Below are 24,602 nucleotides of genomic sequence, written 5' to 3' on the forward strand. Positions count from 1 at the left end.
GCCGCACGAGCTCGTAGCGCCGTACCGAGCTCGTAGCGTGCACGGTACGAGCTCGGCACGGGGCTACGAGCTCGGGCACCGTCGGCGTCATGGCCGCTGCTGCCTGGAGGTCAGGAGGGCGTGGGCCCCGTCAGGCGGGGCGGCGCGCGAGGCGGCGGGCGAGGACGCTGCTGACGATCAGCTGGAGCTGGTGGAACACGATCACCGGGACCGCGATCGGGCCGGCGAGCGCGGCGGGGAACAGCGCGCCGAGCATCGGCAGACCGGTGGCGAGCGACTTCTGCGACCCGCACATGAGCAGCGCGATGCGATCCTCGGTCGTGAGGCCGAGGGCACGGCCGCCCCACCAGGACACCGCGAGCGCGATCGCGAGCATGACGGCGCTGATGACGAGCACCCACGCGAGCGTCGCGGGCGAGACGGCGGACCAGATGCCTGTGGCGGTCGCCGTCGAGACCGCGACGAGCACGACCAGCAGCACGGTGCTGCGGTCCCAGATGGTGGTGAGCCGCTTGCGGGCGCGCACGTACCGCCCGATCACGGGCTGCAGCAGCTGGCCGACGACGAACGGGGCGAGCAGGAGCAGCAGCACCGAGCGGATGCCGCCGGTGCCGACGTCGCCGCGCGCGTGCATCAGCCACAGCACCAGCAGCGGTGTGAGCACCATGCCGAGGACGTTGGAGACCGTCGCCGAGGTGATCGTCGCCGCGACGTTGCCGCGCGCGACCCCGACCAGCGCCACCGACGACTGCACGGTCGAGGGCAGCAGGCTGAGGTAGAGGACGCCGTCGGCCAGCGGGTCGCCGAGCAGCGGCCGGGCGAGCGTGGCAGCGGCCAGCCCCAGCACGGGGAACAGCACGAACGTCACCGCGAGCGCGGTCCCCTGCATCCGGACGTTGCGCAGACCGGCGACGATCTCGCTCGTGGCCAGCCGGGCGCCGTAGAGGAAGAACAGCACGACGATCGCGATGTCGCTGCAGATGTCGAGCGCCGCACGCATCTCGTCGGGGATCGGGACGAGCAGCCCGACCAGCAGCATCGCGAGCAGCGCGACGACGAAGGGGTCCACGAAGCGTCGCACCAGGCGACGCTACCCCCTCTCCCCCCGCCCACCTTTCCACCCACTTCTGCCCCCACCCGAGGTTTCAACCCACTTCCGCCCCCACTCGAGATCTCAACCCACTTCCGCCCCCACCAGGGGCTCGACCGTCCGACCGGAGACGCGGCGCCGGTACCGGCGGCGCGCTCCCGAGCACCGGCACCGACGCACCCCTGGCGGCCGTCGGCCTCGCCGTGGTGACCCTCCTGGCCGGCGTGCTCGCGCTCGCCCTCCGACGACGCCTGCGCTCCCGTACCCCCACCGCCTGACCACACCCGGACCGGTGCGCCTCGCGCGGCCACCCGATCACGGTGCAGCGCTCGTCGTCGCGCCGCGGGCCCCGCTCGCCCTGCGCTGCGCGCCATTGGCACAACTTTCGAAACTCGACCGAAAGTATTGCTCTCGCCCGCTGCGTCTCACTATGGTCGGGGACAACCGCCGTGCGGTGGTCCGCAGCGCAGCGGAGGCGTTGCGGAGGACACGCAAGACGAACGGATCAGCCGTGCAACGACGCACTTCCAGGCACACAGCCCTCGCAAGTTTCGGCATCGCTGCCCTCATCGGCAGCGGCGCGCTGCTCGCGGCGCCACCCGCGCAGGCCGACGACGCCGTCATCAGCTCGGTGACGTTCGACGACGGCACGACCGGCGGCTGGGTGCCCACCGGTGACCCGACGCTCGACTACGTCCCCGACGACGAGGGCGGTCTCGCGCTCGCCGTCGTCGACCGGGAGGCCGACTACGTCGGCATCGAGACCCCGGTCGGGCTGCTCGACGGGTTCAGCGAGGGCGACCTGCTGACCTTCAGCATGCAGGTCCGTCTCGCCGACGGTGCGCCCGACTCCTCCGCGCGCTTCGTCATGAAGCCCGACTACACGTGGATCGGCAACACCGCCGTGACCGCGGACGCCTGGACCACCGTGACCGGCACCTTCACGGTGCCGGCGGGCGCGACCGAGCTCGTCGCCTACCTCGGCACCGAGGACACCGGCGCCCCGTACACCTACTACGTCGACGACATCGTCGTCACCGCGCCCGCCGACGACGGCAACGCCGCCGACGAGCCGCCGCTGCACGAGACGATGCCGTTCCCGCTGGGCGTCGCGATCGACGAGCGCGAGACGATCGGCGCGGCCTCGGACGTGCTGCGGCAGCACTTCACGCAGATCACGGCCGAGAACCACATGAAGCCCGACGCCTGGTACGCCGAGGACCACTCGTTCTCGCCGAACCCGCAGGTCGACGCGCTCATGGACTACGCGCAGGCGAACGGTCTGCGCGTCTACGGGCACGTGCTCGTGTGGCACAGCCAGGTCCCGGACTGGTTCTTCACGCACGACGACGGCACCCCGCTCACCGACGACCCCGCCGACCAGGAGATCCTGCGGGAGCGGCTGCGCACCCACGTGTTCTCGGTCGCCGAGTACCTCGCCGACGGCTGGGGTGCGTTCGGCGGCGGCAACCCGCTGGTGGCGTGGGACGTCGTCAACGAGGTCGTCGACGACGGCACCGCCTACGAGGACGGCATGCGTCGCAGCCGGTGGTACCAGGTGCTGGGCGAGGAGTTCGTCGACCTCGCGTTCACGTACGCGGAGCAGGCGTTCAACGAGCAGTACGCCGACCCGGCCGCCGACCGGCCGGTCGCCCTGTTCATCAACGACTACAACACCGAGACCGCCGGTAAGCAGGACCGCTACCACGCGCTCGTCGAGCGGCTGCTCGGTCGAGGGGTCCCGCTCGACGGCGTCGGGCACCAGTTCCACCTCAACCTCGCGGTGCCGGTCTCCTCGCTCGAGGCGACGTTCGAGCGGTTCGCCGACCTGCCGGTGACGCAGGCGGTCACCGAGCTCGACGTGCCCACCGGCTCCCCGGTCACCCAGCCCGGTCTCGTCGAGCAGGGCTACTACTACCGCGACGTGTTCCGCACCTTCCGCGAGCACGCCGACGACCTGTACTCGGTCACGGTGTGGGGCCTCAACGACGGCCGCTCGTGGCGCAGCGACCAGGGTGCGCCGCTGCTGTTCAACGACCGCTTCCAGGCCAAGCTCGCCTTCCACGGCGCGGCCGACGGCGAGCTGCCCGCCACCCCGCGGTCGGCGCTGTCGTTCGCGGGCGACGTCGCGCTCGACGACGCTGCCACCGGCGCGCTCGCCTGGCAGCAGCTGCCGCCGATCGCGATCGGTGAGATCGCGACGTTCCAGACCCGCTGGGCGCCCGACCACCTCACCGTGCACGTCGACGTCGACGACGCGACCACCGAGGCGAGCGACGCCGTCGAGATCGCGCTCGGCACCGACACGGTGACGATCGCGCGCGACGGCACCGCCGACGTCCCGACCGTCGTCGCCGAGCGCGACGGCGGGTACGCACTGGTGGCGCACGTGCCGCTGACCGGTGCGGCCGAGGGCGACGTGCTCGACCTCGACCTCCGCGTCACCGACGGCGGCACCACGACCGGCTGGAACGAGGAGGGCACCCTCGGCGCGCTGTCGCTCGTGGAGGAGCTCTCCTACCTCGAGGTCGCCGAGGCCGCGCAGGCCCCGGAGATCGACGGCGCGGTCGACGACGTGTGGGCCGGGGCCGGCACCGTCACCACCGACGTGCTGACCGAGGGCGAGATCGGCGCGGTCGCGCAGGTCCGCACGCTGTGGCGCGACGACGAGCTGTTCGTGCTCGCCGAGGTGACCGACCCCGTGGTCGACTCCACCGGGTCGAACCCGTGGACGCAGGACTCGGTCGAGATCTACCTCGACGCGGGCAACGCGAAGAACGGCGCCTACCGCCCGCTCGACACCCAGATCCGCATCGGTGCCGACGGCGCCGTCACCTTCGGCACCGGCGACCCCGACGAGCAGGCCGAGCGGCTCCGCTACGCGGTCACCACGACCGACGTCGGGTACACGGTCGAGGCCGCGATCACGCTCGAGGGCACCGGCGGCGCCGGCACCTTCCACGGGTTCGACGTCCAGGTCAACGACGCGAGCGAGGGCGAGCGCACCGGCGTCGTCAACTGGGCCGACCCGACCGGGCTCGGCTACCAGTCGACCGCCCGCTGGGGCGTCGCGCAGCTGGTCGAGGCCCCCGTGGTCGCGGACCCGAGCGTCGTCGTCGACCCCGCCCGGGTGCGGATCCTCGGCTCGGTGCAGGTGCAGCTCACCGGTTTCGAGCCGGGTGAGCGGGTGACCGTGCGCAGCGTCTGGCTGCCCGGGACGATCCTGGCGCTGCCGACGTCGACCGTGCGGCTCACCGCCGACGACAACGGCGAGGCGAGCACGCGCATCGGCGGGCTGAGCCTGCTGCTGCCCGGCCCGTACCAGATCACCGCGGCCGTCGACGGCGACGTGGTCGCCCGCACCGGGCTGACGGTGACGCTGCTGCGCTGACGTGTCGCTTTCGTCCACGACGGCGCCCCCGCGGCGTCCTACGGTGAGCGCATCCGCACACCCTGAGGAGGACTGCATGACCCGCAAGCTGGTCTGGACCGGCTTCATCACCGTGGACGGCGCGATGGACTCGCCCGGCGGCACCCGCGAGGGCCACCCGAGCGGCGGCTGGGTGTTCGACACCGAGTTCGTCGAGGAGGCGTACTCGCTCAAGGGCGAGGAGCTCGCCGACACCTCGGCGCTGGTCTTCGGGCGGCGCAGCTACGAGGCGTTCGGCGCGGTGTGGCCGCGCTCGCAGGACCACGCCGCGTACAAGGAGCTGCCGAAGTACGTCGTGTCGAGCACCATCGGCGAGGACGCCCTCGTCGGCGACTGGGGCCCGACGACGATCCTGCGCTCGACCGAGGACGTCGCCGCGCTCAAGCAGACCGACGGCGGCAACCTCTACATCCACGGCAGCGGCGAGCTCGCGCAGCGGCTCGCGGCCGCCGGGCTGATCGACCAGTACAACCTGCTGCTGTTCCCCTACCTGCTGGGGTCCGGCAAGCGGCCGTTCGACCTCTCCGACCGGCCCCGGCAGACGCTGCGGCTCCGGGAGTCCGACACCTACACCAACGGCGTCGTCAAGCTCGTGTACGACGTCGTGTCCTGAGGGTCGAGCGCGATCGCTCCGCCCTCGCCCGCGCGCAGCGCCCCGGCCGTCCGGCCGACGAAGCGGCGCAGCGCGCGGGCGAGGTGCGGCTCGTCGTAGTAGCCGAGCCGCCACGCGACGTCGGCGGTCTCCTCGCCCCGCATGAGCGCCACCGCGGCCGCGCGCGCCCGGGCGATCTGCTGCACGCGACCCGGGGAGAAGCCGGTCGCCGCGCGGAAGCGGCGCTCCACGCTCCGTGAGGACAGCGCGGGGCGGCCGCCGCGCAGCACGTCGTCGACCACGGGGTCGCGGACCACGACGCCGGCGCCCACCAGCCGCTCGACCAGTGCCTCGACGTCGTCGACGCCCGGCGTCTCCCAGCGCCAGCCGTCGAGCACGAAACCCCGCCGCGTCACCTCCGGCAGCGAGATCCCGCCGTCGAGCAGCCGACCGGTAGGGACCATCCGCAGCGCGGTGCCCACCGCCATCTGCACGCCGACGAACGTCGCGCCCGCGGGGACCGGCGCGGTGGCGGTGCCGGTCTCGGGCCCGGTCACCTCGACGTGCGGCACGCCGTCCTGCTCCCAGAAGATCAGGCCCCACGTCTCGGACGCGACCGAGGTCATCCACCGCACCTGCTCGGTCGAGCAGGTCCACACCGAGGCGATCCACGGCGAGTCGGACTCGCGCATGCCGAGCACCAGGTCCACGCGCGTCAGCCTAGGGCCGGCCACCGACGTGCGCGCCGGGCGCGGGATCAGGCCCCGCGGACCTCCAGCCACCAGTCGAGCCGTCCGGACGGGCCGAGCACCGCCGCCTCGCCCGGCGCGGCGTCGGCGAGCGCGGTGGCGGCGCCGAGCATCGGCTCGACCCCGAACGACCGGTACGGCGCCCCCGCCGGCCAGCCGCCGAGGTTGCGCCACACCAGGAACGACGTCGGCGCGCCCGGCTCGCTGCCCCAGCGCAGCGCGAGCACGTCCTCGCCGTCGTGGACCTCGACGGCGTCGCTCACCACGACCGCGCAGACCGCGGTGCCGTCGTCGGGCCCGAGACGGTCGAGCGGCAAGCCACCGGCGTCCGGCCACCTGGTGCGGGTGACGGCGCCGACCTCAGGGTGGTCGGGGACCACGACGTCGGGCGTGCCGGGCACGTGCAGCCGGGCGTCGGTCGAGAGGTCGAGCAGGAGGTGCACCGCGTGCAGGAACGGCGTGCCCGGGGCGCCGGTCACGGCGTAGTCCACCCGCAGGTGCTCGTCGTCGTGCCGCACCCGGCGGCGCAGCGTCAGCCCGTCCCAGGTCTGCGCGGCCGCGTCGTCGGGCACACCCACCCACGGCCGGTGCCACACGTCGCCGTGGTCGAGCCCGGCCGCGGGGTCGCCGCCGACCGAGGGGAAGCACTCCTCGCCGCCGCCGGCGTCGACGAACGGCGTGCCCGGTCGCGCGGCCGCGCGCTCGGCGAGCGTCACTGCCGGGTTCTGCCACAGCCACTCCCGCGAGCCGGTCCGCAGCGAGGTCCAGCGGCCGCCGCGCGCGAGGTCGGTGGACATCCGCACGGTCACCGGCGCACCACCTCGGCGACGTCGCAGTCGCCCCAGCCCCACGGGACGGCCAGCCCGGCAGCGAGCTCGGCACCGCGGTGCTCCGCCTCCGCCCCGGAGCCCCACGCGACCCGGTAGGTCGCGTCCGCGTCGAGGTCGGCGAGCGGCACGGCCAGGGCGCCGTCGCCGCGTCGCCACGCGAGCACGACCGCCCGGTCGCCGAGCACGTGCTGCACGGCGTAGGCGGCGCCGTCGGGCGAGCCGTGCCGGCGCAGCCGGCCGTGGTGGACGACGTCACGGAACCGCAGGTACCGCGCGACGTGCTCGCGTGCGCGGGCGCGGGTCGCGTCGTCCCACGCGAGCAGGTCGGAGCCGATCCCGAGCACACCGGCGCTCGCGACGACGAACCGGAAGTCGAGGCTCACGGGCTCGGTGTCGAGCAGGTCCGGCTCGTCGGTGACCCAGGAGCTCATCGTCCACGCGGGGTAGACACCGCTGAAGCCGTGCTGGATCGCCAGCCGGTCCCGGGGCCCGGTCTCGTCGCTGGGCCATACGACGTCGGAGCGCTCGAGGACGGCGAGGTCGATGCGGCCGCCACCGCCCGAGCACGCCTCGACGGTGACGTGCGGGAACTCCGCCCGCAGCATTTCCATCACCCGGTAGTAGGCGTGCGTGTGCCGCCACGACCAGTCGTCGCCGCCGGGCCGCGTCTGCCCGCCGTCGGCGATCGTCCGGTTCATGTCCCACTTGAGGTAGGTGATGTCGGCGCTGGTCAGCAGCGTGCGCAGGGTGTCGACGACCCACGCCTCCACCTCCGGCAGGCCGAGGTCGAGCACGAGCTGGTTGCGTAGCGTGCGCAGCGGCCTGCCCGCGACGTGGTGCACCCAGTCGGGGTGGGCCCGGTACAGGTCGCTGTCCGGGTTGACCGCCTCGGGCTCGACCCACACGCCGAACCGCATGCCTCGCTCGCGCACACCGTCGGCGAGCTCGGCGAGCCCGCGCGGGAACTTCGCGGGGTCGGGCTGCCAGTCGCCCAGCCCGGCGTGGTCGCTGGTGCGGCCGCGGAACCAGCCGTCGTCGAGCACGAACACCTCGACGCCGAGGTCGGCGGCGACGTCGGCGAGCGCGAGCTGGTGCTCGACCCGCACGTCGAAGGTCGTGGCGTACCAGGAGTTGTAGACGACCGGGCGGTGCTCCGGCCCGGTGCCGCGCGCGAGCGCGCGCTGGTAGGTGTGCCAGGCGTGCGCGACGGCGTCGCCGTCGCCGTGCGCCCACAGGCCCGCCAGCACGGGGGTCGTGAGCGTGCCGCCCGGCGGCAGCGTGAGCACGCCGGACTCGTCGTCGGGCCCGCCCGACACCCGGACGTGCCGGGTGAACGGCACGACGTCGACCGCGAGCCGCCACGACCCCGACCAGGCGAGCGCGACCGACCAGGCGTCGCCGTCGGGCACGCCGCGCGGGCGCACGGTGACGACCGGGGCGGCGGTGTGGGAGGTGATCCCCTGCCGGCTGCCGGTGCTGAAGGTGCCGGCCGGCAGGTCGACGAGCGCCGGGGTCGTCTCGCGCGACCACGCGCCGTGCCTGGTCTCGACGCTCGCCCCGGCGCCGGTCGGCGCCTCGAACGCGCCGCCCCAGGCCCGCAGCAGCTCGACGGCGTGGGGCGAGCGGTTGCGGACCACGGCCCACTTGGTGACGACGTCGTGCGCCGGGTGGCTGCGCAGGTGCAGCTCGACGTCGACCTGCGCCACCTCGTCGGCGAGCGGGCACACGAGGTGGCTGCCGCCGTCGTCGTCGGAGCTCAGCGCGACCTCGCCGGCGATCTCCAGCCGCAGCCCGCGCAGGCCGTCGGCCCGGCGCGCGACGATCTCGGCGGCGTGCACGTCCCGCGTGCCCAGCGCCGTCGCCTCGAGAGGCAGCAGGTCCTCCTCGCGCACGAACGAGGCGGCCCGGCGGGGCGGCGTCGGCGGCGCCGGGTCGTCCTCGAGCGGGCCGCCCCAGTGGTGCAGCACCAGCCCGAGCCCGCCCGGCGCCGGCCCGACGACATAGCAGCCCGACGCGGTCGGGAGCGTCCACGTGGTCACTTGTTCGACCCCACCAGCAGCCCGGAGACGAACTGCTTCTGGAAGGCGAAGAACACGATCGCGGTCGGGATCGCCGCCACCAGCGAGCCCGCCGCGATGACGTTGTACGCGCTGGAGTAGCCGCCCTGCAGGTTGAGCAGCGCGGCCGTGATCGGGAACCGAGCCTCGGTCCGCAGCACCGTCATCGCCCAGATCAGGTCGTTGAAGATCCAGGTCGTGGCGAGCGCGGCGAGCGCCGCGAGCGACGGCCGCGACAGCGGCAGCACGATCCGCCAGAAGATCAGCCCGGCACCGGCACCGTCGATCCGGGCGGCCTCGAACACCTCGGCCGGGAGCCCGCGCATGAACCCGTGCAGCACGAACGTGTAGAACCCGATGCCGAACCCGACCTGCACGACGACCAGCGCCGTGAGCGTGTCGTAGATCCCCACCGCCTCGGTGATGGCCGAGACCGGCACCAGCAGGATCTGCGGCGGCAGCAGGTTGCCCGCGAGCATCGTGAGCAGGATCGTGCGCCGGCCCGGGATCGCGAACCGCGACAACGCGTACGCCGCGCACGCGCTGAGCGCGAGCGAGAGCACGACGCCGGCCGCCGTGACGACGAGGCTGTTGCCGAGCGCCCGCACCAGGCCGCCGCCCTCGAAGGCGGTGCGGAACCCCTCCCAGGAGATCGAGACCGGGAACGCCCCCAGACCGCGCGCGGCGAGGTCGTCGAACGGCCGGATCGCGACGAAGACGACGAACACGATCGGGCTGAGCCACAGCAGCGTCAGCGGGATCATGCCGACGTGCAGCCACGGCGAGCGGGCCGGCCGGGGCTTGCGCACCGGCGGCCGCGCCGGCAGGGCGGTGTCGGTCATGTCAGTCCTCCTCCGCACGCGCCTGGCGGGCCAGGTACGTGATGATGAAGCCGATCGCGAGCACGAAGATCACGACGGCGATCGCGGACGCGTAGCCGAGGTTCCCGAGCGTGAACGCCTGCTGGAACATGTACGTGCTCAGCAGCTGCGTCATGTTGTACGGCCCGCCCCGCGTCATCGCCCACACGATGTCGAAGGTGCGCAGCGAGTCGATGACCGTCACCGCGAACACGACCATGCTCACGCCCTTGAGCTGCGGCATCACGATCGTCCAGAACCGTTGCCAGGCGCTGGCGCCGTCGACGGCGGCCGCCTCCTCCAGCGAGGCGTCGCAGCTCTTCAGGCCCGCCAGGTACAGCACCATGATGTAGCCGACCTGGCGCCAGACGGCGGCGACCAGCACCGCGTACAGCGCGAGGTCCGGGTCGGCGAGCCACTGGTTGCGCAGCGACTCCAGCCCGATCGCCCCGAGCGCGGCGTTGATCGGCCCCTCGGGCGCGTACATGACGCGCCAGAACAGACCGGTCACCGCGAGCGAGACGACCATCGGCAGGTAGATCGCGCTGCGGTACAGGCCGACCAGCGGGCCCGGCTTGTTGAGCGCGACCGCGAGCGCGAGCCCGCCCGCGACCGACAGGCCGCCGAACCCGATGGCCCACACGACGTTGTTCCGCAGCGCCCGCGTGAAGATCGGGTCGTCCCACAGGTCGACGAAGTTCTGCCCGCCGACCGGCACGGCCGGCGAGATGCCGTCCCACCGGGTCAGCGACAGCGAGAACGAGTTCGCCGCCGGCCAGAACACCCAGAACAGCTCGACCGCCAGCGGGATCGCGAGGAACAGCCACACCAGCGGCGGCACCCGCCGCAGCGCACGGCCGAGCCGCCCGGTCCGGCCGGGCGCAGCCGCCGCTGCGGCGGGAGCCTGCGCGGTCACGAGCCCCAGACGCCCTCAGCCGCCCGCTGCCACTCCTCGAGGATGGTCGTCATCGAGTCGGGGTCGGCGAGGAACTGGGTGAGCGCCGTGTCGGCGGTGGCCTGCAGCGCGTCGGAGGAGTCCCGGTTGAAGAACTGGGTGATCTCCTCGGTGCTGTTGAGCAGCTCGATGCCCTTCTGCACGAGCGGGCTGAACTGCGAGGTGTCGACGTCGGGCGAGGTCGGCAGGTTCGCCGACTTCGACATCTCGATGTAGCGCTCCTGCTGCTCGGGCGAGGCGAGGTAGTCCAGGAGCGCGAGCGCACCCTCGGGGTTGTCGGAGTTCGCGGCCGCGAAGAACCCGTCGGTGGGCGCCTCCTCGGCGGTCGGGATCGCGTCGTCGATGACCGGGACCGAGAAGAAGTCCAGGTCGTCGCGCTGGTCCTCCGGCATGTACTGCGACACGAACGCACCGATGAGGTACATGCCCGCCTGGTTCTGCGCGAACGGCGTCGCGCCCTCCTGCGCGGAGTAGGAGGCCATGTTCGGGTCGAAGTACGGGATCAGCCGCTTGTACTCCTCCATCACCGCGACCACCTCGGGGTCGGTGAAGGCGTGCTCGCCCGCGAGCAGCTCGCGGTGGTACTGCGCGCCGTTGATCCGCAGGTTCAGGTAGTCGAACCAGCCCGAGGCCATCCATGGCGTCGAGCCGATGCCGTTCGCCAGCGGCGCGACACCCTTGGAGAGCAGGGTCTCGCACAGCGCGTGGAACTCGTCCCACGTCGTCGGCGGTTCCACGCCCCACTCCTCGAAGGCCGACTTCTTGTAGAAGACCGACCACCAGTAGTAGCTCGTGGGCACGAAGATCTGCTTGCCGTCGGGGTCGCTCGACAGGCTGCGCAGCGCGTCGGAGAAGCCGGCGCAGGCGCCGTCGCCCTCCCACAGGCTGGAGACGTCGAGCAGCAGGCCCTCGCTCGCGTAGGCGCGCGCGACCGAGCCGGCGTACCAGGTGAGCACCTCCGGCGGGTCGTTGGAGCGCAGGTAGTTGGTGAGCTGGGCACGGAACTGCTCGGTCGCGACCGAGTTCAGCGTGACGTCGGCGTCGGTGTAGTCGCCGACGAGCGCCTCCAGCGCCGCCTTGGGGTCGGTGTCCTGGATCGAGGACTGCAGCACGACCGCGCCGTTGCCGCCGCCCCCGCCGCCGCCACCGGTGGCGCCGCCGCCACCCCCGCCGCCTCCGGAACCACCGGAGCCGACACAGCTGCTGAGCAGCCCGGCCAGGCCGAGCGAGGCACCGCCGAGGAGGACCCCGCGGCGGGTGATCGAGGTGCTGGACATGTCGTTCCTTCCTTGCGCCGTCGTTGGCGCGGGTGGGGTGTTCCCCGGCCGGCTCAGACGAGCTGCCGGTCGGTGAGGAGCGCAGCGCACTCGCGCTGCAGTGCGACATCCGCCCACATCGGGTGGTGCGGTGCCGCGTTGGAGCAGACGACGGCCCCCCAGACGTCGTGCCGGACCGCCTCGCGGAGGGCGAACCGGCACACCTCGGCGCCGACGGGACCCTCCTCGAAGCCCGCGCGCAGCGGTGTGTAGCCCACGTAGCCCTCGCCGAGCACGACCGGGATGCCCCGCGCGGCCGCCGCGTCGGCAGCCACCGCGACCCAGGTCGCCAGCCGGTCGAGGGTCATGTGCCGGAAGGCGCCCCAGCGGTCGTAGAGACGGCGGTCCCAGACGTCGGGGTCGCACCAGTCGTGGACGTACATCTCCGGCTCGGCGACGATCGTCGCCCGCAGCTTCCACGCCTTCTCGGCGGGCAGCCGCCAGTCGGCGAGGTCCGGCGCGCCGGGCCGCAGCAGCTCGCGCGCACGGTCGTTGTCGAACTCCTCGACCGGGCCGCGCAGGCCGTAGGTCTCGACGAGGTCGCCGAGCGGGCCCTGCACGTACGGGTGCACCACCAGCGCGTCGAGGTCGCGCGGCAGCGCCGACATCGCGTCGTAGGGCACCCGCGAGTAGTTGACGGTCACCGGCCGGTCGGGGTGCCGCTCGCGGAAGCGGGCGATCCCGGCCTCCAGCCGCGGCGTGAGCGCGGCGACCGAGTCGGCACCGGGCGCCGTCCCGAGACCGGCGACCAGGTGACCCGCCTGCACCTCGTTGTGCAGCTCGGTGAGCAGCAGCCGGTCGCCCAGGCCCTCGGCGTCGAGCAGGTCGAGGAGGTCGGCGTGGGCGTCGGCGAGCACGACGGCGCGCTCGTCGGGCGGCACCGCCTGCAGCGCCTCGTGCCAGGCGGGCTCGGCGGCGAACGCCGGGGTCTGCTGGTACTCCCACGAGGAGGCGATCACCCACAGGTCGTGCCGCTGCGCCGCGCGGAACAGGGCGAGCAGGCGTGCCCGGACGTCGACGACGGTCGGGCCCGCGACGTCGTACCAGCGCACGTGCTGCCAGTACCGGTCGGCCATCGGGGTGCCGGCACCGAGCGGCTCGAGCCGCAGCGCGGTGGTGTCGAGCCCGGAGCGGAACAGCAGGAACGGCACCGCGCAGATGCGGATCGTGTTGTACCCGCGCTCACGCGCCTGGGCGCACGCCGCGTCGAGGTCCTCGAACGGCTCGCCTGCACCGCTGCGGGTGAGCCAGGAGAAGTCCCACAGCGTGATGACGAGGCGGTCGGGGGCGCCCGGGCGGCGTCGTGGGTCTGCGGTCATCGCATCCCCTCCGCTCCCACGAGGAGGCGCTCGCCGAGCCGGCCGAGGGCGTGCCGCAGGTCGGCGGCGTGCCGCTCGGCGAGCATCTCGGGACGGTCGAGCAGCCGCTCGGCCGCGTCGCGGTCGCCGGCGAGCAGCGCGAGCTGGGCGTCGAACACCGCCACCCGCCGGTCGCGTGCCGCCACCGGGTCGCCGCTGAAGAGCAGCAGGTCCGGCAGCGAGGTGGCGAAGTAGTCGACCGTCGGCGCGGTGGCGGCGTAGCGGTCCCGGAACGCGCGCAGCTCCTCGGCGAGCGCGTCGGCCTCGGCGTGCCGCCCGACCCTGCGCAGGGCGAGCACCGACCAGTACGTGGTCTCGCTGTGCTCGGCGGTGCTCATGCCGAGGAAGTCACCCCGCTGGCCGGCGGCGTCCTCCCACGCCTGCCGGGCCTCCTCGGTGCGGCCGGCGGCGGCGAGCGCGTCGCCGAGCTGCTGCCGCAGCGCCGCGGTGCTCGCGAGCGGGTGCCGCGCCTCGCCGAGGTTCGCGGGCGGCTCGAGCGCGGCCTGCAGGTGCGCGACCGCGGCCTCGGCGTCGCCGTCGGCGAGCGCGTCGAGCGCGAGCTGGGTGCGCGTGCGCTCCCACGCGGCGAGCACCTGACCCTCGCCGCCCTCCCAGGCCTGGAACCGGCCGTCGGTGAGCAGCGGCAGCGCGTCGGCGGCGCGGCCGGCGCTGATCAGCAGGTGCAGGTACTCGACCGTGAGGTCGACCCGCTCGGCGAGCAGGTCGGCATGCGCCTCGAGCCGCGCGAGCCGCTGCGCCGGCGACTCCCCCAGCAGCGCCGCGAGCTGGTCGCGCTCGTAGAGCAGCCGGGCGTCGTCGGGCCGGCTCGCGATCGCGGCCTCGTAGTGCTCGACGGCGGCCGCGGGGTCGCCCTGGTCGTTCGCCGTCCACAGCCCGAGGTTGCGCCGCACGACGGCGTCGCCCGGCTCGGTCGCGGCGCTCTCCCGCCACAGGCGTGCCGCCTCGTCGTGGCGCCCGACGGCGTAGCTCCAGTGCCCGAGCAGGGCGCGGGCGCGGTGGTCGGCCGGGTCGGCCGCGGCGGCCTCGGCGAGCACGGCGGCGTCCGCGAGCCGCGACGGGTAGCAGTCGGCGGGGTCGAGGGTCGCGGCCCGCGCGCGCTCGGCGGCGGCCTCGGCGTGCCGCCCGGCCAGCGCGAGCACGTGCGCGCGGTGGTAGGCGATCAGCGGCCCGGCCGCCGTCTGGCCGAGCGGGCGGTGCCGCTCGCGCTCGTCGGCGGCGTCGAGGCAGGCGAGCGCGCGGTCGTGCTCGCCCAGGTCCGCGAGCTCGATCGCGGTGTCGAGGCAGGTCTGGGCGTCCTCGCTCGGCTGCTCGCCGGCGAGCGCGAGCAGCACGGGGTCGAGCGGGTCGAGCGCGCGCGCCTCCGCCAGCGCCGCGGCGGCGGCGTCGCGGTGGCCGAGCCGGTCGTGCGCGACGACGGCGACCGCACGGGCCTGCAGGTGGTCGGGCTCGCTGCGCAGCACGTCCTCGACACGGTGCAGCGCGTCGGCGTCGCGGCCGTGCCGGGCGTCGATACGGGCCATGCGGTACCCGGCGGGCGCGCGCCACAGCCGCATCCACAGCGCCCGGCCGTACCGGTCGTAGGCGCCGCTGTCGTCGCCCATCGCCTCGCGGACGAGCCCGTGCAGGTAGAGGGCGCGGGTGTCGCGGGGGTTGGCGTGGCGGCGCGTCAGCCGCGCGGTCGCGCGCGCGAGCAGCTCGTCGGCGGTCTCCAGGTCGCGCGCGGCGTAGGCGCGCTGCGCGAGCCCGAGCAGGCTCTCGACGTGCTCGGGGTCGCGCCGCAGCGCCTCGCGCCAGTACGGCACCGGCGAGCGGGTGGCGTGGCGGTAGAGCTCGAGGTGGGTCGCCACCATCGCGAGCTCCTCGACCGCCTCGATCTCGTGCGGCAGCGGCGGCTCGGTGGCCGGGTCGGGCTCCGGCCCCGGGTCGGTGGGCTGCGGCTCGGTCCAGGTGACCAGCGTGCGCCCCTCGTGCCGCACGGTCACGGTGACCGGCCCGGCACCGCTGGGCAGCGCGTGCTCGGCCCGGTAGGGGGTCGCCGGGTCGAGGTCGACGACGTGCTCGGCGACCTGCTCGCCGTCGGCCGACACCTCGACGCGGACGCCCGCGAGCGACCGGGTGACGACGACGCCCACGTGGGCGGAGCCGTCGGCGCGGCGCAACGAGACGGCCGCATCGGCCGTGGCGCGGTCGATCGGCCCGAGCTCGCGGATCGGGTACCAGCGCTGCGTGAAGACCTTGGTCTCGCCCGGCGCGAGGTAGGCGAAGTCGGGCTGGTTGTCGGTGAACACGCCGGCCATCAGCTCGATGTAGTGGGCGCCGTCGTCGGAGAGGTTGGCGTCCCACGCGTGCCCGAACGGTGCGTTGCCCCAGGTCCACTGCTTCTTGCCGACCGCGATGTGGTGGTCGGCCACGTGCACGAACCCGACCCGGGTGGCGTGGTCGTAGCCGCCGAAGAAGTCCTCCGCGGAGCCGAGCACCATGTAGGAGGTCGGCACCGGGATGTTCGAGTACCAGTCGAGCCGGTCGCCGGTGACCTCGGTGCCGTCGGACGCGTGCCGCACCTCCCCGGCCCGAGCGGCGTAGTCGATGCCGTAGTAGGGGTTGTCGGCGTGCGGGAACGCCGTGACCGCACGCCGGGCGTGGTCGGCCACGTGCCGGACGTCGTGCGGGAAGAACGACTGGTAGTCGTCGTCGACGCGGGCGGCGACGTTGGCCCACCACAGGAACGTCTGGGTGAGCTCGGTGCGGTTGTAGAGCCGCACGTCGAGCTCGATCGCGCTGGAGTCCGGGCGCAGCCGGAACCCGTGCATGCCCTTCATGCGGGCGAACGGGTCGTGGTCGGAGCACCACACGACCGCCGAGCCGTCGTCCTCGGTCGCCAGGTGGTAGTCGGTCGGCAGGTAGGTGGCGGGCCGGTGGTGCTGCGGCCAGTTGAGCTCGATGCCGCCGGCGATCCAGGGGCCGGCGAGACCGACGAGGGCGGGCTTGATGACGGGGTTGCAGTAGAACAGGTCGACGCCGGAGGCCAGGTCGCGCGCGACGTGCAGCCGGCCGCCGAGCTCCGGGAGCACCACGACCCGGACCCAGGCGTTCTCGAGGTGGACCGCACGCCACGTGCGCGGGGTCGGCTCGGTCGCGATCCGGTGGTGGAACGGCAGCGGGTAGACCCGGCCGGAGGAGCCCTGGTAGACGCGACGGTCGAGGTAGGAGGGGTAGCGCTCGGGCGGCATCGGCTCGTAGGTCGGCAGCGTCAGCGGCTCCTCCCAGACCGCGACCGGTGCGTCGGAGAGGTGGGCGGGCCGGGGCGGCAGCGCAAGCTGTGCCGTCGAGGTCTCCACATCGAGCATGGCACCACCGTAGGAAGCCGCCCCGCCGCCGGAGAATGCAGAGAACGACGGCATTGCCTGGACGATCCGATGATCCGCAGCCACTTACGGGACCGCTAGGGTCGGCGCCATGCGGATCCGCGAGGGGTTCCCGGGCGAGCGGCGCCGGGTACTGCCGCCCGACGTCGTGCGCACCGCGCTCGCGTCCGGCCTGACCCGCCGGTTGCTCGTGACCGACGCCGGCTACTACCCGCACGCCCTGCACCACGGCGCCACACGGCAGCACGGCTCGCGCGGCACGATCGTCATCGTCGCCTCCTCCGGCCGCGGTGCGTGCCGGTCGGGCGACCGGTTGCTCAGGGTGGGGCCGGGCCAGGCGCTGGTGATCCCGGCGCGCACGCCGCACCGGTACTGGAGCCACGACGACGACCCATGGACGATCACATGGATGCACGTGCGCGGCGAGGACGTGGCCGACGTCGAGCGGGCGGTCGCTCCCGACGGCCTCGCCGCCGTCGTCGACACCCACGAGCCGCTGCGCGTCGTCGGCGAGCTCGAGCGGGCGCTGGCCGCGCTGGAGACCGACGAGACCGTGCCCAGCCTGCTGCGCGCCTCGGGTGCGGCATGGTCGGTGCTGGCGCAGCTGGCGGCCGACGCCGCGGCGGGCAGCCAGGAGCGCACCGAGCCCGTGCGGGCCGCGCAGGCCTACCTGCGCGACCACCTGGACACCCCGGTGCGGGTCGGCGACCTCGCGGCACGCGTCGGGCTGAGCACGTCCCACTTCGCGGCGCTGTTCCGCAAGGCGACCGGCGGCGGCGTCATCGAGTACGTCAAGCGGCTGCGGATCGCGCGGGCCTCCGAGCTGCTGATGACGACGTCGATGCCGGTCGCCGACGTCGCGCGCGCCGTCGGCTACGACGACCCGTTCTACTTCTCGCGCCAGTTCCGCGCCGTGCACGCCTGCAGCCCGACCGTGTTCAGGGAGCGGGCCGGCACGTAGAACGGCTACCGCGACCGGTCGCGGAACGCCGTGGGCGAGAGCCCGTTCGCGCGGTGGAACTGCCGCGAGAAGTACAGCGGGTCGTCGTAGCCGCACGCCTGGGCGACCGAGGCCACCGGCAGCGAGGTCGTGTCGAGCAGCTCGCGCGCCCGCGCCATCCGCAGGTCGCGCTGGTAGCGCACGGGCGGTACGCCGACCTGCTGCCGGAACAGGGTGCCGAGCTGGGAGGCGCTGAGCCCGACCATCGCGGCGAGCGACGCGACCGAGGTGCGGCGCGGCGTCGTCGCGCGCAGGTGCTCCAGCGCCTGCTCGACCGGCGTCGTGGCGCTGCCGCGCGTGCGGCGACCGGTCGCGACCACGTGCGTGAGGGCGTTCCACGCGAGCCCGCTCGCCCGCACCAGGTCGCCCGAGGTCCCGGCGTCGAGGTGGTCGATCACCTGCGAGACCAGGCTCGCGACCGCGGCCGCGTCGCGCAGGTGGACGACGGCGGAGCCCGCCGCCTCGAGCGCCGCGCGCACGACCTCGCCCGCCTGCGCACCGGCGACGTGCAACCACCACAGCGTCCACGGCGCGTGGTCCGACGCGCGGTACTCGTGCGGCTGCCCCGCGGGGATCACGACCGCGTCGCCGCGCTCGACCGTGACCGTCCCCGCCGGGGTGGTGCACTGCCCGCCGCCGTCGGTGCAGACCAGCAGGATGTGCTCCTCGCACCCCGCAGGTCGACGCCGCCCGTGGCGACTGGCGCGCGGGAAGAAGCCGGCGTCGGTGACCAGCAGCGACCCGGTCACCGGCCGGGTGAGCGCCGCCCGCACCACCGGGCGGGCGACCACGACCATCCGCTGGCCCGCGAACCCGTCGCCGACCAGCGTGTCCGGCACCGCCGCTTCCTCCATGGGCGGCATGCAATCCGCTCGTCGCCGGCAGGTCAAACCCGGCGCTGTCGTCAGCGCGCCGCGTCGAACTCCGCTCGCGCCCGCGCGATCTCGAGCTGGTGCTCCTCGGTCCACGTCACGAGCGACTCGATCGTCCCGAGCAGCGTCAGCCCGAGAGGAGACACGCGGTACTCGACCCGCGGCGGGACCTCGGGGTACACCGTGCGCGTCACGAGCCCGTCACGCTCGAGGTTCCGGAGCGTGACGGTGAGCATCCGCTGGCTGATGCCGTCGATCGCCCGGCGCAGCTCGCTGAACCGGAGCGTGTCCTCGCGCAGCAGCGCGATGACGAGCAGCGACCACTTGTCGGCGACACGGTCGAGGATCTGGCGGACCTCGCAGCCCTCCCGCGCGTCCCACTGGAGGACGTCCCACCCCGTGTCGCAGGCGTCGGTCACCTCGGTGTGACCGGGTGAGGTCGAAGTGCCTTCTTCCGTCATGACCCGAGGGTGCCGCAGACTCCAGCTGGTTACAAGAGGTAACCAGGCGCACGTTCCGTGCGTGAGCACTCTGAGCACCGGAAGCAGGCCATGACCGCTGCCACCTCCACCCCCTCCCCGCGACGAGCCGAGCGGATGACCGCTCGCGCCTGGGCGCTGCTGCTCGTCGTGTGCGGCGCCCTCTTCCTCGAGGGGATCGACATCGCGATGCTCAACGTCGCCGTGCCCGTGATCAGCGACGACCTGGGGGTGGCCGACCACGACGCGCACTGGATCATCAGCGCGTACGTGCTGGGCTACGCCGGGTTCATGCTCCTGGGAGGCAGGGTCTCCGACCTCGTCGGGAGGCGCCGCGTCTTCCTCGGCGCGCTCGTGGTCTTCATCGGATTCTCGGTCCTCGGCGGGGTCGCCACCGCCGGCTGGATCCTCGTCGTAGCCCGGTTCGCCACGGGTGTGGCTGCCGCCTTCCTGACCCCGGCCGGGTTCAGCATCGTCACCACGAGCTTTCCCGAGGGCCCGCTGCGCACGCGCGCCCTGGCGGTGTACGGAGCGGTCGGCGCCGCGGGCTTCACGCTCGGCACGGTCGCGGGCGGCGCGCTCACCAGCGTCGGCTGGCGCTGGGTCTTCTTCGCCCCGGTGGTCATCGGGCTGGCGCTGCTCGCCGTGGCGGTCCGTCCGATCCGGGCGGACGGGCCGCGCGCGAGCCTCGTGGGCAGCTTCGACCTGGCCGGGGCGGTCACCGCGACCGGCGGCATGGTCGCCCTCGTGCTCGCGGTCGTGAGCGCGAGCGAGGGCGGGCTGTCGCCCGGCGCGCTCGCCGGCGCCGTCCTCGCGGCCGCGCTGTTCGTGGCGTTCGTCGTCGTCGAGCGCCGGGCCGCCGCGCCGCTCGTCCGGCTCGGCCTGCTGCGGGAGGGGCTGCTCGCGCACGCCGGCGCCGTCGGCCTGCTGTTCATGGGCGCGTTCTTCGGGTTCCAGTTCGTCCTCACTCTCTACCTCCAGGAGCTGCGTGGCTGGTCGCCGCTGGAGGTGGGCCTCACGTTCGCGATCATGGGCGCGGACCTCCTGCTCGCCCCGCTGCTGGCGCCGCGGCTGGTCCAGCGGCTCGGGAGCGCCGTCGTGATGACGCTCGGCGTCGCGGCCGGTCTCGGCTCGTACCTGCTCGTCCTCCGGCTGACCGACGACTGGGCCTACCTCGACCTGCTGCCCTCGCTCCTGCTCGTCGCCGTCGCGTTCGCGCTGGTGTACGGCCCGCTCACCGACGCAGCGACCGAGGGCATCCGGGAGGACGAGCACGGCGTCGCCGGTGGCGTCGTCTACACGGCGTTCCAGTTCGGCGGGGCGCTCGGTCTCGCACTCGTGACCGCCGTGCTGGTGGCCGGCGACGGACCCCCGGCGCTCGCCGACCACACCCGCGCCCTCCTGGTCCCGGCGGTCGCCACCGGGCTCGCGCTCGTGATCGGGCTGGCGGCCTCGAGGCGGCAGCGCCGGCTCACGCGCCCCGTCGGCTGATGCCGTCGTTTCGTCCATGGACCGCGCGGGATCCGCTATCCCGCGTCGCGGTGAGCGGCCCTAGCGTCGTGCTAGCTCAGCGGGTCCGAAGGAGGAAGCGCCATGACCACCGCACCCCGGCTCTCCGACGCCGTCACCGATCGCCGGGAGGTCGACCTCGCCGGCACGTGGGCCTGCCGGCTCGACCCGGACGGCGTGGGCGAGCGCGAGCAGTGGTTCCTCGCACCGTTGGCCGCCGAGCACGAGGTGACGCTGCCGGGCTCGATCCAGGAGCAGGGCATCGGCGACGAGATCGCGCTCGACACCCCGTGGACCGGGAGCATCGCCGACCGGTCGTTCTTCGACGACGAGCGCTACGAGCCCTACCGGCAGCCCGGCGACATCTCGATCCCGTTCTGGCTGCAGCCCCGGGTGTACTACCGGGGCGCCGCCTGGTTCCAGCGCGAGATCGTGGTCCCGGCCGACTGGGCGGACCGCCCGGTCGTGCTGCGCCTGGAGCGGGTGCACTGGGAGTCGACGGTCTGGGTCGACGGGCGCCTGGTCGGGCGCGCCGACAGCCTGACGACGCCGCACGCCCACGACCTCGGCCATCTCTCCCCCGGCACCCACCTGCTGACGCTGCGCGTCGACAACCGCATGGTCGTCGACGTCGGCCCCAACGCCCACAGCGTCACCGACCACACGCAGGGGAACTGGAACGGCGTCGTCGGCGCACTGACCCTCACGGCCGAGCCGGCGGTGCGGATCAGCCGCGTGCGTGCCGTCCCCGATGTCGCGCGGCGGGTCGTGACCGCCAAGATCGACCTCGCGGCCGGGCCTGCCGGCGCCGGCGTCGGCACCGTCCGCGTCCTCGCACGCAGCCGCGAGGACGGCGTCGCGACCGAGCCCGTCGTCGTCGCCTTCGACGAGGACTACGGCGAGCACCTCGACGCCCGCGGGCTGACAGCGGCGGGCGGGCACGTCGACGTCGAGGTGCCGCTCGGACCGGACGCACGGACGTGGGACGAGTTCTCGCCGCACCTGTACGACCTCGAGATCGAGATCGTCACGGTCGTCGACGGCGTCGAGCACCACGACGCCACGACGACCACCTTCGGGCTGCGCGAGATCACCACCGACGGGCCGCACCTGCTGGTCAACGGCCGCAAGACGTTCGTCCGCGGCACGCTGGAGTCCTGCGTGTTCCCGCTCACCGGCTACCCGCCCACCGACGTCGCGTCGTGGCGTCGCGTCATCGACGTCGCCCGCAGCTACGGCCTCAACCTGCTCCGGTTCCACTCCTGGTGCCCGCCGGAGGCGGCGTTCCAGGCCGCCGACGAGGCCGGGTTCTACCTCCAGGTCGAGGGCCCGGTGTGGGCCAACCAGGGCGCGGGGCTCGGCGAGTCACGCCCCGTCGACGACTACGTCCACGTCGAGACCCGCCGCATCCTCGACACCTACGGCAACCACCCGTCGTTCGTGATGATGGCGCACGGCAACGAGCCGGGCGGCCGCGACGTCGAGTTCCTCACCGCGTGGCTGCAGCGCTGGCGCTCCTACGACCCCCGCCGGCTCTACACCGCCGGCGCCGGCTGGCCGGTGCTGCCCGAGAACGACTTCGACAACGACTTCGAGCCACGCGCCCACCGATGGGGCGAGGGGCTGGAGTCCCGGATGAACGGCGCCCCGCCGGAGACCTGCACCGACTACGCCGAGCGCGTCGCACGCTCGGACCGGCCGGTGGTCAGCCACGAGATCGGGCAGTGGTGCGCGTACCCCGACCTCGCCGAGGTCGACCGCTACACCGGCCTCATGCAGCCGCGGAACTTCGGCGTGTTCGCCGACTTCCTGCGCGAGAACGGCATGGCCGACCAGGCCGAGGACTTCCTGCGCGTCTCGGGGCGGCTGCAGCTGCTCTGCTACAAGGAGGACGTCGAGTCGGCGCTGCGCACCGTGGGCTTCGGCGGCTTCCACCTGCTCGGGCTCACCGACTTCCCCGGGCAGGGCACCGCCCTCGTCGGCGTGGTCAACCCGTTCTGGGAGCCGAAGCCCTACTGCACGCCCGAGGAGTTCGCCCGCTTCTGCGGCCCGACGGTGCCGCTGGCGCGGCTGCCGCGCCGGGTGGTGCCGGCGGGCGAGGGCCTCGAGGTCGAGTTCCAGGTCGCCCACTTCGGGGCCGCGCCCCTGCGCGCGCAGGTCACCTGGTCGCTGCGCGACGACGCGGGCACCGAGGTGACCGGCGGGGTCGTCGCGGAGGACGCCGTCCTCGAGGTCGGCAACCACAACCGGTGGGGCGTCACGACGCTGCCGGTACCGGCCGGAGAGGCGGCGCGCTACTCGCTCGTGCTCACGCTGCGCACGGCCGACGGCGCCCTGCTGGAGAACGACTGGGCGGTGTGGGTGATGCCCGCCGCCGAGGGGGCCGACGGTGCCGCCAACGGCACGGTGCACGTCACCCACGACCCGCAGGACGCGATCGGGCGCGCCGAGGCCGGCGCGGACGTGCTGCTGCTCGTCCGCCCCGAGGACGTCGGCAACGACGTCGCGCTCGGCTTCACCACGGTGTTCTGGAACACCGCGTGGACGCACGACCAGGCGCCGCACACGCTGGGTCTGCTGCACGACCCGGAGCACCCGGCGTTCGCGGGATTCCCCACCGACGGGACCACCGACTGGCAGTGGTGGGAGCTCGTGCACGGCGCGAGGGCGATGCTCGTCGACGGGCTGCCGCAGCACGTGCGCCCGATCGTGCAGCCGATCGACACCTGGTTCGAGGCTCGCCGCCTCGGCGCGCTCGTCGAGGGGCGACTGGGCCGCGGCCGGCTGGTCGTCTGCTCGCTCAACCTCGAGCCCGAGCCCGACCGGCTGGTGCGGGCGGCGTTCCGGCGCTCGCTGCTGGCCTACATGGCGAGCCCGGCGTTCGCACCCGAGCACACGTTCGACGGCGCACAGGTGCTCGGCCTGCTCCGCTAGCCCGGTGTCGGGGCGGAGCCGGCCGAGCCGGACCGGGACGGTCTAGACGAGGCCCGAGCGCATCGAGCTGGCGAGCGGGCAGGCCCACACGTCGATGTTGCCGCGGCCGACGCGGTTGATGTAACGGCCGACCTCGACGTACGCACGCGGCAGCGACGTCTCGTGGTAGCTGATGCCGAGCCGCTCGCAGTGCTCGCGCACCATCGGCGCGACCTTGCGCAGGTTCGGGCGCGACATCGACGGGAAGAGGTGGTGCTCGATCTGGTAGTTCAGCCCGCCGAGCAGGGTGTCGACGGCGCGGCCGCCGCTGATGTTGCGGCTCATGAGGACCTGGCGACGCAGGAAGTCGATGCGGACCTCCTTGGGCACCATCGGCATCCCGATGTGGTTCGGCGCGAACGACATGCCGAGGTAGAACCCGAACACCAGCACCTGCACCGCGAGGAACGCGATCGCGATCGGCGGCGACATCACGACGAACGCGAAGGTGATGAGCGCGGTGTGCCGCACGGCGATGAGCCCGAGCTCGGTCCAGCGGCGGTCGACCGGACCGCGGGCGAACAGCCGCTGCAGACCCCCGATGTGCAGCTGCATGCCGGCGAGCATCATGATCGGGAAGAACCACACGCCCTGGTGGCTGGAGAACCAGCGCTGGATAGCGAACCTCCGGGAGCGGACGTCCTCGGGCGTGTAGGCGACCGTGCCGCGCCGGACGTCGGGGTCCTTGCCCGCCTGGTTGGGGGCGTTGTGGTGCTTGCCGTGCTTGAGCTGCCACCAGCCCAGCCCCATCCCGACCAGCAGGTTGATCACCAGCAGGGAGGTCCACTCGTTCGCCTTGGCCGAGCCGAAGATCTGACGGTGCGCGGCGTCGTGGCCGAGGAACGCGATCTGGGTCATCAGCAGCGCCAGCACCACCGCGATCCCCAGCTGCCACCAGCTGTCGCCGACCTGCACGGAGGCGAACGCGAGCGCGCCCAGCATCAGCGGGAACGCGACGAGCCTCGACACGTAGTAGCCGTACGAGCGCTTCATGAGGCCAGCGGCCCGCACCCGCTTCGTGAGATCGGTGAAGTCGGAGAGGTGCCGGGTGTTGCGCTCGCGCCGCGGCGCCGCGCGCGTGGGCGCGGGTGCCGGCGGGGCGTCGAGAAGCTGCGTCATGGTTCAAGACTCCTCGAGCGACGCCCC

17 protein-coding genes are annotated in these 24,602 nt (G+C 73.7%); 5 read left to right on the plus strand and 12 right to left on the minus strand.

Going from position 1 to position 24,602, the window contains the following annotated elements; translation table 11 throughout:
• Positions 1–130 precede the first annotated feature (130 nt).
• Positions 131–1,081, minus strand: coding sequence for a bile acid:sodium symporter family protein (locus tag GPA02_RS08830; protein ID WP_240133959.1), 951 nt, complete (start codon positions 1,079–1,081; stop codon positions 131–133).
• A gap of 520 nt (positions 1,082–1,601) precedes the next feature.
• On the opposite strand from GPA02_RS08830, the gene GPA02_RS08835 reads away from it, so the two are divergent.
• On the plus strand, positions 1,602–4,481 hold the full coding sequence (locus GPA02_RS08835; RefSeq protein ID WP_162457736.1) for an endo-1,4-beta-xylanase: 2,880 nt from the start codon (positions 1,602–1,604) through the stop codon (positions 4,479–4,481).
• A 76-nt stretch (positions 4,482–4,557) separates the two neighbouring features.
• Positions 4,558–5,133, plus strand: coding sequence for a dihydrofolate reductase family protein (locus tag GPA02_RS08840; protein ID WP_156199558.1), 576 nt, complete (start codon positions 4,558–4,560; stop codon positions 5,131–5,133).
• Here GPA02_RS08840 and GPA02_RS08845 read toward each other — a convergent pair.
• Genes GPA02_RS08845 through GPA02_RS08880 form a run of 8 tightly spaced genes read right to left on the minus strand, consistent with a single transcriptional unit; the run spans position 5,088 to position 16,605 of the window.
• Complete coding sequence (locus GPA02_RS08845; protein ID WP_240133960.1) at positions 5,088–5,822, minus strand: helix-turn-helix domain-containing protein; 735 nt, start codon at positions 5,820–5,822, stop codon at positions 5,088–5,090. The genes GPA02_RS08840 and GPA02_RS08845 overlap by 46 nt on opposite strands.
• A 47-nt stretch (positions 5,823–5,869) precedes the next feature.
• Positions 5,870–6,670 (minus strand): hypothetical protein, encoded by an 801-nt coding sequence (locus tag GPA02_RS08850; protein WP_204986545.1) that lies wholly within the window; start codon positions 6,668–6,670, stop codon positions 5,870–5,872.
• Entirely contained in the window at positions 6,667–8,730 is a 2,064-nt protein-coding gene (locus tag GPA02_RS08855; RefSeq protein WP_156199559.1) for an alpha-galactosidase, read from the minus strand. Before GPA02_RS08855 ends, GPA02_RS08850 begins: the two co-directional genes overlap by 4 nt.
• Positions 8,727–9,590 carry a carbohydrate ABC transporter permease gene (locus tag GPA02_RS08860; RefSeq protein WP_156199560.1) on the minus strand — a complete coding sequence of 288 codons (864 nt, stop codon included), beginning with the start codon at positions 9,588–9,590 and terminating at the stop codon, positions 8,727–8,729. Before GPA02_RS08860 ends, GPA02_RS08855 begins: the two co-directional genes overlap by 4 nt.
• A gap of 1 nt (position 9,591) precedes the next feature.
• Positions 9,592–10,524, minus strand: a complete 933-nt coding sequence (locus GPA02_RS08865) for a carbohydrate ABC transporter permease (protein ID WP_204986546.1) — start codon at positions 10,522–10,524, stop codon at positions 9,592–9,594.
• Entirely contained in the window at positions 10,521–11,840 is a 1,320-nt protein-coding gene (locus GPA02_RS08870; protein WP_156199562.1) for an ABC transporter substrate-binding protein, read from the minus strand. Before GPA02_RS08870 ends, GPA02_RS08865 begins: the two co-directional genes overlap by 4 nt.
• 53 nt (positions 11,841–11,893) lie before the next feature.
• Positions 11,894–13,198 carry a cellulase-like family protein gene (locus GPA02_RS08875; RefSeq protein WP_156199563.1) on the minus strand — a complete coding sequence of 435 codons (1,305 nt, stop codon included), beginning with the start codon at positions 13,196–13,198 and terminating at the stop codon, positions 11,894–11,896.
• Positions 13,195–16,605 (minus strand): DUF5107 domain-containing protein, encoded by a 3,411-nt coding sequence (locus GPA02_RS08880; RefSeq protein WP_156199564.1) that lies wholly within the window; start codon positions 16,603–16,605, stop codon positions 13,195–13,197. The genes GPA02_RS08875 and GPA02_RS08880 overlap by 4 nt, the downstream gene beginning before the upstream one ends.
• Positions 16,606–16,714: 109 nt before the next feature.
• Here GPA02_RS08880 and GPA02_RS08885 point away from each other — a divergent pair, with 109 nt between their 5' ends.
• Entirely contained in the window at positions 16,715–17,584 is an 870-nt protein-coding gene (locus tag GPA02_RS08885; RefSeq protein WP_156199565.1) for a helix-turn-helix domain-containing protein, read from the plus strand.
• Between the two features lie 5 nt (positions 17,585–17,589).
• On the opposite strand, the gene GPA02_RS08890 is transcribed toward GPA02_RS08885, so the two are convergent.
• Together GPA02_RS08890 and GPA02_RS08895 are read right to left on the minus strand one after the other, a co-directional pair.
• On the minus strand, positions 17,590–18,477 hold the full coding sequence (locus GPA02_RS08890; RefSeq protein WP_156199566.1) for a helix-turn-helix domain-containing protein: 888 nt from the start codon (positions 18,475–18,477) through the stop codon (positions 17,590–17,592).
• Positions 18,478–18,527: 50 nt separating this feature from the next.
• Complete coding sequence (locus tag GPA02_RS08895) at positions 18,528–18,956, minus strand: winged helix-turn-helix transcriptional regulator (protein ID WP_156199567.1); 429 nt, start codon at positions 18,954–18,956, stop codon at positions 18,528–18,530.
• Between the two features lie 90 nt (positions 18,957–19,046).
• Here GPA02_RS08895 and GPA02_RS08900 point away from each other — a divergent pair, with 90 nt between their 5' ends.
• Together GPA02_RS08900 and GPA02_RS08905 are read left to right on the plus strand one after the other, a co-directional pair.
• Complete coding sequence (locus GPA02_RS08900) at positions 19,047–20,465, plus strand: MFS transporter (protein WP_170296838.1); 1,419 nt, start codon at positions 19,047–19,049, stop codon at positions 20,463–20,465.
• A 102-nt stretch (positions 20,466–20,567) separates the two neighbouring features.
• Entirely contained in the window at positions 20,568–23,417 is a 2,850-nt protein-coding gene (locus tag GPA02_RS08905) for a glycoside hydrolase family 2 protein (RefSeq protein WP_156199568.1), read from the plus strand.
• 42 nt (positions 23,418–23,459) lie between these two features.
• Here the strand turns inward: GPA02_RS08905 and GPA02_RS08910 are convergent, their stop codons facing one another.
• Entirely contained in the window at positions 23,460–24,575 is a 1,116-nt protein-coding gene (locus GPA02_RS08910) for a fatty acid desaturase family protein (RefSeq protein WP_156199569.1), read from the minus strand.
• Positions 24,576–24,602: the final 27 nt, after the last annotated feature.

This window comes from Actinotalea caeni (assembly GCF_009733795.1).
GTDB lineage: Bacteria > Actinomycetota > Actinomycetes > Actinomycetales > Beutenbergiaceae > Pseudactinotalea > Pseudactinotalea caeni.